The 16,528-nt window shown below is 32.7% G+C and carries 15 protein-coding genes; 3 read left to right on the top strand and 12 right to left on the bottom strand.

Annotated features, from left to right (window positions below; translation table 11 throughout):
• Positions 1–97: 97 nt before the first annotated feature.
• From pepV to RYK07_RS00595, 8 genes are all read right to left on the bottom strand, one after another.
• Positions 98–1,507 (bottom strand): dipeptidase PepV, encoded by a 1,410-nt coding sequence (gene pepV / locus RYK07_RS00630; protein WP_314851915.1) that lies wholly within the window; start codon positions 1,505–1,507, stop codon positions 98–100.
• A 115-nt stretch (positions 1,508–1,622) separates the two neighbouring features.
• Complete coding sequence (locus RYK07_RS00625; protein WP_314851914.1) at positions 1,623–2,354, bottom strand: pseudouridine synthase; 732 nt, start codon at positions 2,352–2,354, stop codon at positions 1,623–1,625.
• Positions 2,355–2,359: 5 nt separating this feature from the next.
• Positions 2,360–4,036: a polysaccharide biosynthesis protein gene (locus RYK07_RS00620; protein WP_314851913.1), complete on the bottom strand. Its 1,677-nt coding sequence runs from the start codon at positions 4,034–4,036 to the stop codon at positions 2,360–2,362.
• 430 nt (positions 4,037–4,466) lie between these two features.
• Complete coding sequence (locus RYK07_RS00615) at positions 4,467–5,102, bottom strand: response regulator transcription factor (RefSeq protein WP_006702897.1); 636 nt, start codon at positions 5,100–5,102, stop codon at positions 4,467–4,469.
• 4 nt (positions 5,103–5,106) lie between these two features.
• The gene (locus RYK07_RS00610) at positions 5,107–6,162 is read right to left on the bottom strand and encodes a sensor histidine kinase (protein WP_314851912.1); all 1,056 of its coding nucleotides are present in this window, start codon (positions 6,160–6,162) and stop codon (positions 5,107–5,109) included.
• Complete coding sequence (liaF, locus tag RYK07_RS00605; RefSeq protein ID WP_314851911.1) at positions 6,159–6,893, bottom strand: cell wall-active antibiotics response protein LiaF; 735 nt, start codon at positions 6,891–6,893, stop codon at positions 6,159–6,161. The genes RYK07_RS00610 and liaF overlap by 4 nt, the downstream gene beginning before the upstream one ends.
• Before the next feature lie 166 nt (positions 6,894–7,059).
• Positions 7,060–9,429, bottom strand: coding sequence for a DNA translocase FtsK (locus RYK07_RS00600; RefSeq protein WP_314255976.1), 2,370 nt, complete (start codon positions 9,427–9,429; stop codon positions 7,060–7,062).
• 1 nt (position 9,430) lies between these two features.
• Entirely contained in the window at positions 9,431–9,730 is a 300-nt protein-coding gene (locus RYK07_RS00595) for a DUF1033 family protein (protein ID WP_314851910.1), read from the bottom strand.
• A 108-nt stretch (positions 9,731–9,838) separates the two neighbouring features.
• Here RYK07_RS00595 and RYK07_RS00590 point away from each other — a divergent pair, with 108 nt between their 5' ends.
• Positions 9,839–10,117, top strand: a complete 279-nt coding sequence (locus RYK07_RS00590; protein ID WP_006702902.1) for an acylphosphatase — start codon at positions 9,839–9,841, stop codon at positions 10,115–10,117.
• Positions 10,118–10,228: 111 nt separating this feature from the next.
• The gene (gene yidC / locus RYK07_RS00585; RefSeq protein ID WP_006702903.1) at positions 10,229–11,173 is read left to right on the top strand and encodes a membrane protein insertase YidC; all 945 of its coding nucleotides are present in this window, start codon (positions 10,229–10,231) and stop codon (positions 11,171–11,173) included.
• 296 nt (positions 11,174–11,469) lie between these two features.
• Here yidC and RYK07_RS00580 read toward each other — a convergent pair whose 3' ends face one another.
• Positions 11,470–11,943 carry an S-ribosylhomocysteine lyase gene (locus tag RYK07_RS00580; RefSeq protein WP_314851908.1) on the bottom strand — a complete coding sequence of 158 codons (474 nt, stop codon included), beginning with the start codon at positions 11,941–11,943 and terminating at the stop codon, positions 11,470–11,472.
• A 149-nt stretch (positions 11,944–12,092) separates the two neighbouring features.
• Between RYK07_RS00580 and RYK07_RS00575 the strand changes: the two genes are divergently transcribed.
• On the top strand, positions 12,093–13,181 hold the full coding sequence (locus RYK07_RS00575) for an endonuclease/exonuclease/phosphatase family protein (RefSeq protein ID WP_314255982.1): 1,089 nt from the start codon (positions 12,093–12,095) through the stop codon (positions 13,179–13,181).
• A gap of 28 nt (positions 13,182–13,209) precedes the next feature.
• Here RYK07_RS00575 and RYK07_RS00570 read toward each other — a convergent pair whose 3' ends face one another.
• The 3 genes from RYK07_RS00570 to sufB all read right to left on the bottom strand — a co-directional run bounded on the left by RYK07_RS00570 (position 13,210) and on the right by sufB (position 16,528).
• Positions 13,210–13,728, bottom strand: coding sequence for a cysteine hydrolase family protein (locus RYK07_RS00570; RefSeq protein ID WP_006702906.1), 519 nt, complete (start codon positions 13,726–13,728; stop codon positions 13,210–13,212).
• 127 nt (positions 13,729–13,855) lie between these two features.
• Entirely contained in the window at positions 13,856–14,827 is a 972-nt protein-coding gene (locus tag RYK07_RS00565; RefSeq protein ID WP_314255985.1) for an Abi family protein, read from the bottom strand.
• Positions 14,828–15,133: 306 nt separating this feature from the next.
• On the bottom strand, positions 15,134–16,528 hold the full coding sequence (gene sufB / locus RYK07_RS00560; protein ID WP_006702908.1) for a Fe-S cluster assembly protein SufB: 1,395 nt from the start codon (positions 16,526–16,528) through the stop codon (positions 15,134–15,136).

Below are 16,528 nucleotides of genomic sequence, written 5' to 3'. Positions count from 1 at the left end.
TTTGTATGGTTTATAGCAAAATTTTTTTCGAAAAAAAAGGACCAAAATCCGCAATTTATAGCGAATATTTAATCCTTTAGAACGTTTATTTGATTTCTTATTTAATTAATTCATAGATTGCTTCAGCATAAATAGCTGCTGAACGGAATAAATCATCCAATGCAAAGAATTCATTTGCTTGGTGCATTGTATCAATTGAATCAGGGAATAAAGCACCATACGCTACTCCACGTTCAAAAATACGACCATAAGTTCCTCCACCAATGGATTGTTCATGAGCTGGAAGTCCTGTTTGTTTTGCATACACCTCTAATAATGTTGCTACCAATGGATCTTCTGGTGAAACATAGTGAGGCACTTGAGATTTACCTGCAGAAACAGTCAATCCATAATTAGATGACACAGCATTTGCTTTTGTTTCTAATGTTTTTGCATCAATTCCACGTGGGTAACGGAAGTTAACCACTAATTTTCCTCCTACTTCAGGAGCAAATGTTAAAATACCTGCATTTGCAGTTAATGGTCCCATTACTGAATCTTCAAATGCCACATTTAATTTTGCACCATCTGTATCTAAGTGAAGAATATCTGCTGCAAATGATAAGAAGTTTTTCGCTTGTCTTTCAAAATCATATTGATTTAAGAATGCTGCTAAATAAGTAGCCGCATTAATTCCTGCATGAGGAGTTGAACCATGAGCTGATTTACCAACTACATCTAATACAACTACACCTTCATTAACTGAAGCTGTTCCTTCTACTGGATTTTCAGCAATATAAGCTTCAAATTCTGCTACAAATTCTGAAGAATTTGGAACGACTACTTCCGCATGAGCATCTTGAGGTACCATGTTTTCTCTTAATCCAGAATTGAAGTTTTTCAATTGGAATTCTCCAGCACTTTCTCCTGCTGCTAACTCAAAATGTAGTGATAAAATTCCTTTTTCTCCGTTAATAATTGGGAATTCAGCATCTGGTGAAAAACCAAAATCTGGCATTTCTTCTGTTTGGAAGTAACGATCCATACATTTCCAACCAGATTCTTCATCTGTACCAATAATGAAACGAACACGTTTTGATACTGGTAATCCTAATTCTTTAATAATTTTTAATGCATAATAAGCTGCCATACTTGGACCTTTATCATCACTTGAACCACGTGCATAAATACGGTCATTGATAATTTGTGGTTCAAAAGGATCTGTTTCCCAACCTGTTCCAACAGGAACAACGTCCACATGTCCTAATACTCCTAATGTTTCTTTATAGTCAGGATTTGGAGCAAATTCAATATGACCTGCTAAATTCCCAACCATTTTTGTTGTAAATCCATCACGTTCCCCAATAGCTAAAAAGGCTTCTAAAGCTTTTTTAGGACCAGGGCCTACTGGTGCATCCTCACTTGCTTTTGAATCATCACGAACACTATCAATACGTAATAAATCAAATAAATCTTTTAATAAGTCTTCTTTACGACTTTCAACTTCTTTTTTCCAATCAATTGTCATATTATCGCTCCTTTACGAAATTCATTAGGTTTATCTTATCATTTTTCCATATAATTTGCTAGAAGAGAACACTAAAAAAGGAATAAGAAACATTCATTTCTTACTCCTCTATTGATTATAATTCTACATTAAAAATTTTTAAGGCTTCTAATTCAGAATCCTTTAAACTACGAAACTCTCCAAGTTTTAAGGATTCATCTAAGTGTAGTGGGCCCATACTGATTCGTTGTAGATCTACGACCGTTTTTCCACAAGCTTTCACCATACGTTTCACTTGATGAAATTTACCTTCTTTTATCTTAATTTGGACAAGTGAAGCTTGATGAATTTCATCCACGGAAAGAATCTCTAAATGAGCCGGCATACATTCATAACCATCATCTAATGTAATTCCCTTTTCAAAAGAAACTTGATCCTCCTGAGTCATGATTCCCTCAACTTTAGCAATATAAGTTTTTTCCACATGTTTTTTGGGAGATAACATTGCATGACTTAAAGCTCCATTATTTGTTAATAATAGAAATCCATGCGTATCAATATCTAGTCTTCCTACAGGAAAGACTCCTCGTTTTTGTGCTAATTCACCAATTAAGTCCAACACGGTTGCGTGTTTCGTATCCTCTGTTGCTGAAATAACCCCTTTTGGCTTATTCATCACATAGTACAAATATTTTTCATAATAGACTCTTTCATCATCTAAATAAATTTCATCTAATTTTTCATCAATTTGTACTTTACCATTCGTCACAATTTCTTGATTTTTTCGAACACGCTTTTGTTTTAAAATTAATTTTACTTGAGAACGTGTTGCTATTCCAGAATCGGCTAAAAACTTATCTAGTCTCACTGAACCTACTCCTTCATTTTTAGTTTTCTACGAATCGCAACCGTTCTTTGCCCTAATAATTCATCCGCTAATCTTGTATACAAACTCATCAATCCATAAACAATTACTCCAACAAAACCAACAATCGCAACAGCAATCATCGCCATTAATTTTCCATCAATATTAATGATTTGTTTTAACCCTACTAGAGTTAAGGAAGTGACAATCATCATAACCAATGAAATTCCTACTACTTTTGCTAATTGAATAGCAACTTTTTTTAGATTAAATAAAGTTTGATAATATAAATGATACCCCATATAAATAGTTGCTAAAATAAACCCTAAACTTGTCGCCCATAATGGTCCTGCACCTTCAAAGAAGTAAATCATCATTGGTTGCCATAATATTTTTACCAATAAAGCAATCACTAAAGCTTTAATCGCAATCATATGTTGCTCCATCGATTGTTGAATAGATGTAAAGACTGTAAAGGCGCCCATAAAAATACATAGAACACAAGAAACCATTAATAAATACGTTCCATCTTTACTTGGAGAATAGAACACATTATAAATTGGCTCTGCTACCACTGCCATCCCTACAGAAGCTGGAATCATAATAAAGGAATATAAACCAATATTTTCCTCAATAACATTTTTCACTTCTGCATGATTTTTTACGGAATAATGAGAAGCTAATAATGGTAATGCCGCTGTTGAAATACTAATGGCAAGAGATAAAATAATCATAATAATTTTATTGGCATTAAATCCAAAAATTGTTAATAATTCTTTACTTTGTTCAAAATTCAAATAAGTAAATGTCATCGCTAGTGGTTGGAAAGTTTCTTGATCCAAAATACTAATTAACTGGATACTTGAAGTCACAATCACAAATGGTAAAGCTTCACGAATCACTTCAAATACAATTCGCCCAAAAGTCATATTACGAGCAGGACGTCCTTCACTCATTAATTGCTTCATGCCAGGCATATCTTTCCACATTTTATAGCCTAAATAGACAAATGCAACAACCGCCCCAACAAATGCAGCAAAAGTTGAATGAGCAACTGCGACAGCATAACTACCACCGAATAATTTCATAACGATGAATGTTAAGAGTAACATATAAATAATACGCACGATTTGCTCCCATAATTGAGATTTCGCAGAAGGTGCCATATCACTATACCCTTGATAATATCCTCTTAATAAACTTAATGGAGGAATAATCACTACCGCTGGAACAAGTGAACGAATAACCAAAATACTATCTTGAATTTCTTGAGCAGAACCCCCTTTTGCAAAATAAGGAGCCGTTACAAACATGACAATCGCACTAACAATTCCTGTTGCGGTCATAAATAACATTCCGCCTTTAAAAATATTCCAACTTGTCTCGTAATCTTTTCTTGATTGATTATCCGCCACAATTTTTGAAATAGCTACTGGAATTCCAGCAGTTGAAATTTGTAATACTAAAGCATAAATATTGTATGCAATGAAATATAAGAAGTTTGCATCATCCCTTTGAGTCGCAAACATTGCTCCCCATGGAATGATATATAAAGCTCCTAGTAATCTGGAAACCATACTACCTATCGTTAGCCAGGAAGAACCTTCTAATAATACTTCTTTTGAATCTCTTTGCATACGGATTTTATCGCTTAATCCAATTGATTTTTTACTGTTCCGTATCATAATATCCTACTTTCATGAAAAGTTTTTCTAATTCTAAGCGTACAATATTTTTTGGCTATTGTAAAATAAAAAATAGAATGACAGTTTCAGCATTTTTCTGCTAAAACAGTCATTCTATCAATCGTACTCTAATATCTTGCATGTCAGACACCAAAGACTTTTCATAGTAGTATTGATATGAGACTTACAAGGCTGCTACCGTCCACTACTACTATAATCAGAAAAGTCATTCTCTTTTACGTTCTCTAAGTATAAATATGTCAAACTACAAAGACTTTTCATAGTAGTATTGGTGATAAAAGCCAAGGTTGGCTTTTATCACTGGAAAATTTGAGACCTAAGGCTCAAATTTTAGGTATGAGACTTGCAAAGCAAGGCTGTTACCGTCCATTACTACTATAGATAGAAAAGTCATTTAAAAAGTAAATTTTTATGGTTGGACCAAATGATGCTTAAATGCATATATCGTTGCTTGTGTACGGTCTTCTACTTGCAACTTCGATAAAATATTCGAAACATGCGTTTTTACCGTTTTTAAAGTAATAAAACATTCGTCCGCAATTTCTTGGTTTGATTTCCCTTGCGCAATCAATAAAAGCACTTCTTTTTCACGACTCGTTAATTCTTCAAACAAACGAAATTCTTCTTCTACTTCATGACGATGTTCTAACTTCTCACTAACTTCTTTTTCGAATACTCCTTCTCCACGATAAGTATCACGAATCGCTTGAGCAATTTCAGAAGCAGACGAAGTTTTTAGTAAATAACTTTTTGCCCCAGCACTAATAGCTGGATAAACTTTTTCATCATCAATAAAACTTGTCACAATAATAATTTTAGCTTCTTTCCATTTAGATAAAATTTCTTTTGTCGCTTCAATTCCATCCATCACAGGCATTACTAAGTCCATTAAAATAATATCCGGTTTTAATTCTAATGCTTTTTCAACACCGATTTTCCCATTTTCTGCTTGAGCTATTACTTCAATATCCTCTTGAACAGATAAATAGGCTGATACACCTAATCGAACCATTTCATGGTCATCTACTAATAGAACTTTAATCATTCAACTACTCCTTCTCCTGCTTTTGAGGAATTTTAATTTCAATAATCGTTCCTTGATTGGCAATACTAATAATTTTGCATTGTCCTCCCATTCCTGCAACACGTTCTTCAATATTTTTCAAACCATAACTTCCTGCTTTTGAAACACTTGTATCAAATCCAATTCCATCATCGACTAGTTTTAAAATGATATAATCATCCTTTTGTTTTAAAAATACTTCTAATTGTTTGGCTTTTGCATGTCGTAATGTATTTGAAACCAATTCTTGTACAATTCTAAAAAGATGATCTTCAAAAGTACTAGGTAGTGTCACTTCATCTAATTCCCAATGAAGCGATAATTGCACTTTTGTCGTTAATTCTTTTAATAAACTTTCAATCCCTTGAACTAATGTTTTATTTTCAAGTGAAATCGGACGTAAGTGTAATAATAAAGCTCTCATTTCTGATTGAGAATCATTAATAACTTTCTCTACTAATGCTAATTGTTGCTGGATTACTGGAGATAATTGTTCTTTTTGCTCATTCATCGCAGAAAGCATCATCATCGCAGCAAATAATTGTTGGCTTACTGAATCATGTAACTCTCGAGCAATACGATGTCTTTCCAATTCAATAATTTCTTCCTTCGTTTCTTCACCAATATATTCTGGTCTAGAAGAAATTTGTTGAAGGTTTTGAACCAGTTGTTCCTGCATTTCTGCTATTTTAGCAGTTTCTTGGAAAAATGTATCCAATCGAATCATTAATAAAGGACGATACCAAATTTCATCGACCGATTTTTTTACATTTGAATATTGTTGATTTCTAATAGCTTCTAATTGATTGTACATAACAGAATCCGTTAATCGCTGTAAGAAAAATACAATACTTGCTGCCATAAAAGTAATAACAAATACAATTAATGTTACTACTAGAAATAATATAATTAATTGATTAGACGACAGTTTTTCAAATAACTCAATCCCAAATAAAGAATGAATAACATTTACACCAATTAGAAAAATACTAGAGACAAAGAGAAACACAACAAAACAGATTCGTAGAAACCACTTTCTCATGCTTCAATCACCTCAATTTCTCCTACAAGAATTGACGAGATAATGTTTATTTTTTTATGACTCGATTCAAAGCGTTCTGAATACATCGTAATCGTCTCATTTTTTAATTCTAACTGTTGCCCATCAAACTTTGCTTCACCAATAAATGCATTATGAGAAAGTTTCACGCCAACCCCAATAGGAACAATAACACGAATACGTCCAATGCCTTTTCGAATCATAATGGTGTTTTGTTCATTTGGAAGAACCGTATTTCCTAAATCAATAATCGTGTCTCCCATTAAATGGCTAATATTAATATCATCCCATTCAAAAGTGTCTTTTCCAATTTTTTGGACTCCAATCCATTCCTGTCTTTGTGTTTCAAATCGGTCTGACGGTTCTTTTAGCTTAACGGAAACATATCTTTTTTTCTTCCAAATCCATTCACTATCATCTGAAAAGTATTTTTTAATTAATTTTCTACCATAAGAAAGACCATAAACAATTAAAATACTTCCTGCTAACCAAATTCCCCATGTAGAAAATACAGATAATAAAATCATTAATATTCCAAAGAAAAGTCCATTTGTACGAATAAAACGATTTTTTAGTTGGACGGCAATTCCTACAAAAATAATTCCTAAAACAAATAAATAGAGTAAATGGTGATTCGTGAATAATTGAAAACCTGTTAAAAACATCCCAATCGCTATAATAAATAGTATTAAGATGAATCGATTATTTTTCATATCTACCCTTCTTTCTTTAGAGTAATTTCTCACTATAAAAGTAACATATTCCTTCTTTCCTGACTATCCATCTAAAGACTGATTTCAAAAAAATGCTAGGTTAGCGAACCTTTTTGTTAGGTTTTATTCTAACATTTCGGAATCACTTATCCTAGCATTTCATTTGTTACACAGTTGGTGGATTTTGTGAGTCATTTTCATGATCAAAAGCATCTACGTTTACTTTTCTTGGCTTACTTCCTTCTGAAGGTCCTACGTAACCTCTTGCTTCTAATTCTTCAATTAAACGAGCTGCACGATTGAATCCAATTTTAAATCTACGTTGAATATAAGAAGTACTAATTGTTTCTAATTCTCGAATCATTTCTAATACTTCATAAAATAAATCATCTTCAGGATCATCTGAACTTCCCTCTGGTGTTTCTGGAAGCATCATTGTCTCATCATATTCCACTTCTTGTTGTGTTTTTACAAATTCGACAATTCTTTCTACTTCTTCATCTGTTAAATAAGCCCCTTGCACACGAATCGGCTTATTCTCACCCATTGGGATATATAACATATCTCCTCGACCAAGTAATTTTTCAGCACCACTTGAATCAATAATCGTACGAGAATCTGTACCACTGGATACTGCAAAAGCAATTCTTGAAGGAACATTTGCTTTAATAATTCCCGTAATAACATCAACAGATGGACGTTGCGTTGCTAAAATCATATGAATTCCCGCTGCACGAGCCATTTGCGCTAAACGAATAATTGCATCTTCGACTTCGTTACTTGCAACCATCATTAAGTCTGCTAACTCATCCACAATCACTACAATATATGGAAGTAATGGATTATCTTCTCCAGTTTCCGCATTATAAGAAGCGACATGAGCATTATAACCATCGATATTTTTCATTCCCATTGCGGCAAACATTTCATAACGTTTTTCCATTTCAGTCACAACCTTTTTCAAAGCTTGCGCTGCTTTTCTTGGATTCGTTACAACAGGCGTTAATAAATGAGGAATTCCATTATAGCCATTTAACTCTACCATTTTAGGGTCAATCATCATTAATTTAACTTCATGCGGTTTTGTCTTCATCAAAATACTTGTAATAATCCCATTAATACAAACGGACTTACCACTACCCGTTGAACCAGCAATTAATAAGTGAGGCATTTTAGAAATATCGCATAATCGAACATTTCCAGAAATGTCTCTTCCTAGAGGCACATCCAATGGTTTTGGTGATTGAAGAGCTGCTTGAATCACATCACTGAAAGCCACAAAACTTGTTTTACTATTTGGAACTTCAATTCCTACATAAGGTTTTCCAGGAATTGGCGCTTCAATACGGATATCTTTTGCAGCAAGAGCTAAAGCAATATCATCACTTAAATTCACAATTTTGCTAACCTTCACTCCAATAGCAGGCTTAATTTCAAATTTAGTTACAGCAGGACCTACTAATGGATTTGGCATGACTTTTGCCTCTACTCCAAAACTTTCAAACGTTCTTTCTAAAATTTTAAGATTCTTCTCAACAATCATCTTCTCATCTGATTGATCAGATGGTGGAATTGGATTTAATAATGTTAATGGTGGCAATTGATAATCTGAATCATCAGTTCCTCCATTAATGACAAAGTCTTCTAAATCTTCCGTATCTTCCTCTACTTCTGTTGGTTCGACAAAAGGATTAAAAGAAGTTGGTTCTTCTCTTTTCGGTTGAACAACCTCTTCTTCTACAACTGGTTTTGTAACAGGTGGTGGTGTTACTTCTGGATAAATTTCTTCAAACTCATCCTCTTCTTCCTCTTCATCAAAAACAAAGTTTTTCATCTTGCCTATTAAGGAAGGTTTCTTTTCTTTTACTTCTTTTGGTTTTGCTTCAATCACTTCTGGTTTAGTTTCACGAACTTGAGAAGCTTTTTCCGCTTTATTTTCTTCTAACTGATGTTTTACTTGGGCTGTCCAATTTCTTAAAACTTCGAAAACATCTCTTAAGTGAATTTCAAATGCTACGAATATGGCAATCATAAATAGTACGAAAATCGTCAAATAAGTTCCCCATTGAGAAACTAAGAAATAAGTAATCGTATAAAATAATGCTCCAATCATTCCGGAACCTAAATTTTGTTCGATAGCATTTGCTTTAAAATCAATCGCATAACGAGCCATCATTTCTTTAAATAACTGACCGCCTTCTTGAACATGATTACTAAATACAGCCACTTCTACCCAAAGAAAAATCGCAATCAAAAGACATGTAGCGACTCCAATCCATTTTTTCGGAATAGAATGTATTCTTCCACGGAATAAAACTCCTATTGAAGCGAGTATTCCAACAATCCCCGCATATATAAATAAATCTCCAACAAAAAAACGAATACTATTGGCAAAAAATCGTCCTAAAAATCCTAATTTAAAAATGGCTAACAATTGAATTAGAATCAATATCGCCATCACAATTTCAATGGATATTGTAGACTCAGTCTTCTTTTTTGTAGATTTTCTTTTTCTCTTTTGTTCTTGCTTAGCCACTTTACTCTCCTTCTGAATATAGTTTTCCTTCTGGTGTTAAAATCAATACACCATAATAGATTTGCAAACAATCCTCACAGGACTCACAATATTCACATTCATTCTCATCCCAAAATGCGCAAGAAAAATGTTTCTCACGTTTCATTTGATATTTAGCTGTATATGTTTCTACTAATTGTTTATAAAGTTCTTTTGCTTCTTCTAGAGTGGAACAAAATTCTTCTAAAACAATCATCTCTTTCCAGTCGTCCATCACCCACCAAGGTTCATCGACCCCTTTTGTTTGGATAACACAATACATATCTATCACCTCTCTTGAACAGTATACCAGACTTTTTCAAAACTTGTTATCTTCATCCATTGAAAATTCATATATTTTTGATAGGATAGTTAAAAAGGAGGAATTCAAATGATTACTTTACGTCTAAGAGTTTGGGGACTTGTTCAAGGAGTTGGATTTCGTTTTTATACAAAACGTTTAGCAGACCAATTACAGATAAACGGAATGGTAAAAAATAAAATCGATGCTTCCGTTGAAATCATTGTCCAGGATACCCCGGAGAGAGCCTATGCTTTTGTAGACCGAGTAAAAACCTCTCCCCCATCTCCGTATGCAAAAATCCGTTCATCAACATTAGAAATTATTGAAAACGAACCGATTTATAAAGGATTCTCAATTTATTATTAATGATAAAAAATAAAAGAGAGAGAGCCACATACGACTGATTTTCATTGCTATTCTATTCAATATAAAGTAAAATGATTGTGTTTAACAGAAAAAAATAAAGGAATGTGATTCATGAAATTAACAAAAAAAGTTCAATTAGCAGCTCTATCGAGCTTACTTGTACTATTCCTTTCTGGATGTGTACAAATCGACAAAGCCACTAATCAACCGTATGGAATTGTGTATGATTATTTAGCAGTACCAACTCAAACCATTTTAAACTGGATTGCTTCAGCAATCGGTGGAAACTATGTCATTTCTATTATGATTGTTTCAATTGTAGTTCGTATTATTTTAATGCCTACTATGTTTAAACAAATGAAAACAATGTTAATGAACCAAGAAAAAATGGCATTATTAAAACCATATATTGATAAAATGAACGAACGTTATGGGGATAACCCAACACCAGAACAACGTATGGAAGTTCAACAATATACAATGGATATTTATCGTTTAAATAATGTTTCATTAACAGGTGGGGTTGCTTCTGGATGTCTTCCAGTATTAGTCACAATGCCAGTCTATAGTGCTTTATATAATGCAATTTTATACTCTCCTGAAATTTCAAATAGTTCATTTATGGGAGTTTCATTAGGTAGTACGTATTTACCAATTGCGATTGCAACTGCCGTTATTTATTTAATCCAAGGATATATTAGCCAATTATATATGGATGAAACGCAAAAGGCTCAAGCAAAAGCTACACTATTTTTGATGCCAGTCATGATGCTAATGTTCACGGTTGGTACAGCTGCAGGGATTGGGATTTACTTCTTCACTTCTGGATTAACAGCTATTTTACAAACTTGGATTCAAAACCAATTCATTCGTCCAAAAGTAAAAGCTGAAATCGATGCTGAATTAGAGGCACAAGGAAATTCAGTTATCTTACCAGATACAACTAACACTGTTAAGAATCCTAATAATACAACTGTTTCACCTGCTCAACAAACATTTGCGCAAAGAAACCGCACATCAACAGGAAAAAACAGTGGAAAACAAAATCGAAAATAACACATTCATAAAAAGGTCTTTCCTTACTTAATAGCATTAGGACGCCAGTAGCCAGCTACGCTGTCTCTTGGCTAAAATTCGAGCCTTGGTCTCGAATTTACCTGTAATATTATCTGCTTTTGCAGATAATATTACCCATGCTATTAAAGAAAAGACCTTTTTATTTTATCCTTTTTATAAATAAATACTCATCTTCATAGAAATAGGTGGAATAAAAAATAGTTTTCAAACCTCTAAATATAAAAAACGTGAAGTTAGAAGTCTCCTTCCTTACTTCACGACAATTGTTCCGTCTATTAAATAACTTTTCTTTCGAATGGGTCGATGCTGATTCCTTGTTCTAATACTTGTTTTGCGTATTCTTTTGCACCGAATAATGAATGGTCTTTATAATTTCCACATTGTACTGCTGAAATTCCTTGAATATCTTCAAAACGAATTTCATGAACAATTTGTTCTAATGTTGCTTTTAGCGCAACAGCAATTGTTTCTGCACTTGGTGTTCCCCATGTAATTAAATGGAATCCTGTACGGCATCCAAATGGAGAAATATCAATAATTCCATCTACTCGATCTCTTAATAAATCCGCTAATAAATGTTCAAATGTATGAATGACCCCTGTTGGCATTTCTTGCTTATTTGGTTGTAAGAAACGAATATCGAAATTCGTAATACGATCTCCTTTTTCTCCAACTTCTTCTGTAATTTTACGCACATAAGGTGCAATCACTTTATTATGATCTAATGTAAAACTTTCTACTTCTGCCATAACAAAACCTCCTAGTAATCTGTATAACAGAGCCACTATACACCAAAATAGAAAGCACTGTCAATGAAATGAAATTCATTCCTTTATGTAGTTTTAAATTATCGTGCTATAATCTATAAAGAAATTATTGACAGTAAAAGGAATTTATTATGAAAAGAAAAACAGCATTCAGACGAAAACTATTTTATTTTTTAAGTCCTATAATTATTTTTATCAGTTTGATTATTGGCTATTTTATTTATGGTTATACGGCTTATTATCGTTTAGAAGATAATCTGACTTTATCAGTTACAAGCCATACCGATCAATCTCTCAATACTGGAAAAGAGTATACCATATCCTCTTTTAATATTGGATATGGAGCCTATCCTCAAGATTATAGCTTCTTTATGGATGGCGGGAAATATTCAAGAGCTTACAATCGAGAAACTGTATTAGACAATATGCAAGGAATCCAAAATGCTATTCAAATGATTCAACCAGATATTGCTCTATTTCAAGAAATAGACACGGATGGAGATCGTTCCCAACATGTGGATGAAGTAGAATTCATCACTCAGGCTTTTGAGAAGCAAAATTGGGTATTTGGACAAAACTATGATTCACCGTATTTATTTTATCCAATATTAGACCCAATTGGAAAAGCAACTTCTGGACTCCTAACGATGTCCAAATATACGATTCAATCGAGCCAACGATATAGTTTACCAATTGAAACGAACTTTAATAAATTTTTCGATTTAGACAGAGCTTTTACTGTTAGTTACTTACCCGTGTCAAATCAGAAACAATTAGCATTAATCAATATTCACTTATCTGCATATACAAAAGATCCAACAATTGGAAAAAGCCAGTTAGAAAAGCTATTCCATTATATGGAAAGTGAATATGAAAAAGGAAACTATGTTATTGTCGGTGGTGACTTTAATCATGATATTTTACTTGGAAAAAGTCCGGAAGTCTTCCAAACATCTGATGAACCACAAACTTGGACTCACCCATTCCCAGTAGAAAATCTTTCAAAGCATTTTACATTAGCCACTCAAGGATTAGCACAACAAAAAATTCCTTCAGCTCGTGCATTAGATGAAGGATACCAAAAAGGAAGAACTTTTGTAACATTAGTCGATGGATTCATTATTTCAGACAATGTACAATTCAATCATGTCCAAGCACATGACTTAGAATTCCAACATTCCGATCACAACCCAGTTTCAATGAGTTTTACATTAAAATAAAAAAATAGCGCTATAATGCGCTATTTTTTTATTTTTCAAATTCATCAAGGTACAATACTTCTACTTGCCCTGACCAATCTAATATACAACCAATGAAGTCAACAATATCTAAATCCTTCATTTCATACGTTTCCCCATTATTCACACTGGCAGTTGCATCTTCAATATAAGTTACTTTATAACCTCTATCTGAAGCAATAATAGCAGAAAATAAACAACAATATTCCGCATTTAATCCTGTAATCACAACTTCTTTAATTTGATGCTTCAATAAAATCTCCGTCAAATCTTTACATTGAAAAATATTTGGACTTTCTTTTTCAATAATATAGTCTGCTAAAACTGACAATTCTTCATCTAAACTTCCACTTTCATTTCCATTGTAAATAATGCTATTTTCATCATTATCAATATGTCTCGTATTAATAATAATATCTCCATTTTGCTTAAAAATGTTTTGTAATGTTAAAATGTTTTTTCTTAACTCGTCAAAATTTCCACGTTCTAACATGCCTTTTTGACAATCTAATACAATTAGTGCTTTCATTTGTTCTCCTTTATAACATTCTTATATATTATAGTTACATAGCGACAATATCAATTTTACCTCAATTTACATTAAACAAAAATTAGTAAACTATTATTCTCAACAAGAGTCATTTCGGATAATATATTTATGTTCTTTCGAGAGTTGTTTCAGTTTCTCCAATCATTGTATCTAATAATCCCATTCCATGTCTCACAACATTTTTACTAAAGTCAGATTTTACATCCATTCTATTAAGACAATGAACAAGTTTTTCTAAAAATATGGAAAGCGTATCATCTTGAATAAAGGATAAAAATACTATAATTGCATTCCAATCATTACTCCCTATTCCTGAGGCATACATTTCTTCATTTATGCCTATTCTTTCATGAATATATTTTACAAAATTAATTTTTCTTCTTTGTGGTTTAAAATTATAAATTCTATTACCATGGGCTGCTCTATTTCTAAACTCTAATATCAAATATAATGAATCCATAAAAAAATTTTTTTCTTTTTCAGTAATTTCATTAATATCTCTTAGAAAAAAATCTGCTATAATCTTTTCTTTTATTTCTTTCTTTTGCAATCTAATAAATACAATGAGATTTCCTAAACTAGTACCTTTTAATAAAATCCAAGGAGGACAGTTTTTATATTTTTCTCTATAATGTTTATAAGGATGAATATCATCCTGTAATATCTTTTCAAATTTATAAAACAATTTATCTAATTCATATTTTTTATCAAACTTATGACCTAAATTATAATTTTCACGACACAAATAGTTTACTTCTTCAGAACCATAAGATTCTGCAATTCTATAGGAAGTAATACTTCTTAACACATGTTCAATTTTTTGAATTGTACTTAACGTTAAATCTCTAAGATTAGAATCAAATAAATATAAAGAGAATAAATCTTCAAGTGTAACTCCTGATAAAAATGTTTCCTCTTCTAAATTTTTATCTATAAAATAAGACTTATATCCATTGACGATGTCATAATAACTATACCGATGTAAAATTAATTTAGAGAAATTTTCGTCTCTTATATCCAACCCTCTATTTTTAAGAATTTCAATTTGTTCTTCTAAAGTTCTAAATGGCTTTTTCATATACCCTCCTAACACAAAAAGGCTACAAGTTTTCACTTGTAGCCTTTTTTGGACGTCACTACGTCCCCCCATTAATAATAAACATATTCTACAAGTAAATTGCTCTATTGTCAAATCCTATGTTTCATTACTCATATCTTTTACACCTAAATAATAAGACCAGATTTTATTTTTTTCAATAGAATTTTGCAAAACATTTAGGATTTTAGCAATCTATGACAAAATCTATGACAAAATTCAAAAAACAAACAAAAAAGCAAGCCTAAAAACGTTGTTATATCAACGTTTCTAGCACTTGCTAGGGTTTTATCCCACACTACCTTCCATCTCATAAGCAATTAATCGGTTTAATTCAACTGCATATTCCATTGGAAGTTCTTTTGTAAATGGTTCAACGAATCCCATGACAATCATCTCTGTTGCTTCAGATTCACTAATTCCTCTACTCATTAAGTAGAATAATTGTTCTTCAGAAATTTTTGATACTTTTGCTTCATGTTCTAAAGCGACTTTATCATTATGAATTTCGTTAAATGGAATTGTATCTGATTTCGATAAATCGTCCATAATAATCGTGTCACATTCGATATGAGAAATTGAATAATCAGATTTCTTACTAAAGGTTACTTGTCCACGATAGTTTACAACACCGCCATCTTTTGCGATTGATTTTGAAACAATCGAACTAGAAGTATGAGGTGCATTATGAATCATTTTTGCCCCTGTATCTTGGTGTTGACCTTCTCCAGCAAAGGCAATGGATAACATTGTCCCTTTTGCATAAGGCCCTTCTAAAAATACAGAAGGATATTTCATTGTTGTTTTCGCTCCTAAGTTTCCGTCGATCCATTCAACTGTTCCATGAGCTGCTGCACGAGCACGTTTTGTTACAAGATTGTAGACATTGTCAGACCAGTTTTGAATCGTTGTATAACGACAGTATCCACCTTCTTCTACAAAGATTTCTACAATCGCAGCATGTAAGCTGTTAGACGAATAAGTCGGTGCAGTACATCCTTCTACATAGTGTACACTTGCGCCTTCATCTACAATAATTAATGTACGTTCAAATTGTCCCATATTTTGGTCATTAATACGGAAATAGGTTTGAAGTGGAACATCACATTTTACGCCTTTTGGCACGTAAATAAACGTTCCTCCTGACCATACTGCTGAGTTTAATGCTGCTAATTTATTGTCTGTTGGTGGTACTAATTTTGCAAAATATTTTTCGAATAATTCTGGGTATTCTTTTAATGCTGAGTCTGTATCGGTGAAGACAATTCCTAGTTTATCGAATTCTTCTTTCATATTGTGATACACCACTTCTGACTCGAACTGTGCAGATGCCCCTGCTAAATAGGCACGTTCTGCTTCTGGAATCCCAATTTTTTCAAATGTATCTTTGATTTTCTCAGGAACATCATCCCAAGAACGAGCTGGTTTATCACTCGCACGTTTGAAATAGGTAATTGCATCAAAATCAATATCTGATAAATCTGCTCCCCATGTTTGCATTGGCATTTTTTCAAATGCTTTTAAAGATTTTAGTCGGAATTCAAGCATCCATTCTGGTTCGTTTTTCATTTTTGAAATCGTACGAACCACTTCTTCGCTTAATCCAACTCCACTATCAAATACGGGCGTTACATCTTCATGAAAGCCATACTTGTAATCTTCTAATTCTGGAACTCCACTCAT

It is taken from the genome of uncultured Granulicatella sp. (assembly GCF_963528315.1).
Classification (GTDB): domain Bacteria; phylum Bacillota; class Bacilli; order Lactobacillales; family Aerococcaceae; genus Granulicatella.
The sequence above is the reverse complement of the archived record's forward strand: the minus strand, read 5'-3'. Positions and strand labels throughout refer to the sequence as shown.

What these genes read in the sequence shown, in the direction of transcription:
- RYK07_RS00565 (WP_314255985.1), bottom strand. Translation starts at nt 14,827, where the DNA reads ATGAAAAAGCCATTTAGAACTTTAGAAGAACAAATTGAAATTCTTAAA.
- RYK07_RS00595 (WP_314851910.1), bottom strand. Translation starts at nt 9,730, where the DNA reads ATGTATTGTGTTATCCAAACAAAAGGGGTCGATGAACCTTGGTGGGTG.
- RYK07_RS00580 (WP_314851908.1), bottom strand. Translation starts at nt 11,943, where the DNA reads ATGGCAGAAGTAGAAAGTTTTACATTAGATCATAATAAAGTGATTGCA.
- yidC (WP_006702903.1), top strand. Translation starts at nt 10,229, where the DNA reads ATGAAATTAACAAAAAAAGTTCAATTAGCAGCTCTATCGAGCTTACTT.
- sufB (WP_006702908.1), bottom strand. Translation starts at nt 16,528, where the DNA reads ATGAGTGGAGTTCCAGAATTAGAAGATTACAAGTATGGCTTTCATGAA.
- liaF (WP_314851911.1), bottom strand. Translation starts at nt 6,893, where the DNA reads ATGAAAAATAATCGATTCATCTTAATACTATTTATTATAGCGATTGGG.
- pepV (WP_314851915.1), bottom strand. Translation starts at nt 1,507, where the DNA reads ATGACAATTGATTGGAAAAAAGAAGTTGAAAGTCGTAAAGAAGACTTA.
- RYK07_RS00610 (WP_314851912.1), bottom strand. Translation starts at nt 6,162, where the DNA reads ATGAGAAAGTGGTTTCTACGAATCTGTTTTGTTGTGTTTCTCTTTGTC.
- RYK07_RS00615 (WP_006702897.1), bottom strand. Translation starts at nt 5,102, where the DNA reads ATGATTAAAGTTCTATTAGTAGATGACCATGAAATGGTTCGATTAGGT.
- RYK07_RS00575 (WP_314255982.1), top strand. Translation starts at nt 12,093, where the DNA reads ATGAAAAGAAAAACAGCATTCAGACGAAAACTATTTTATTTTTTAAGT.
- RYK07_RS00620 (WP_314851913.1), bottom strand. Translation starts at nt 4,036, where the DNA reads ATGATACGGAACAGTAAAAAATCAATTGGATTAAGCGATAAAATCCGT.
- RYK07_RS00590 (WP_006702902.1), top strand. Translation starts at nt 9,839, where the DNA reads ATGATTACTTTACGTCTAAGAGTTTGGGGACTTGTTCAAGGAGTTGGA.
- RYK07_RS00570 (WP_006702906.1), bottom strand. Translation starts at nt 13,728, where the DNA reads ATGAAAGCACTAATTGTATTAGATTGTCAAAAAGGCATGTTAGAACGT.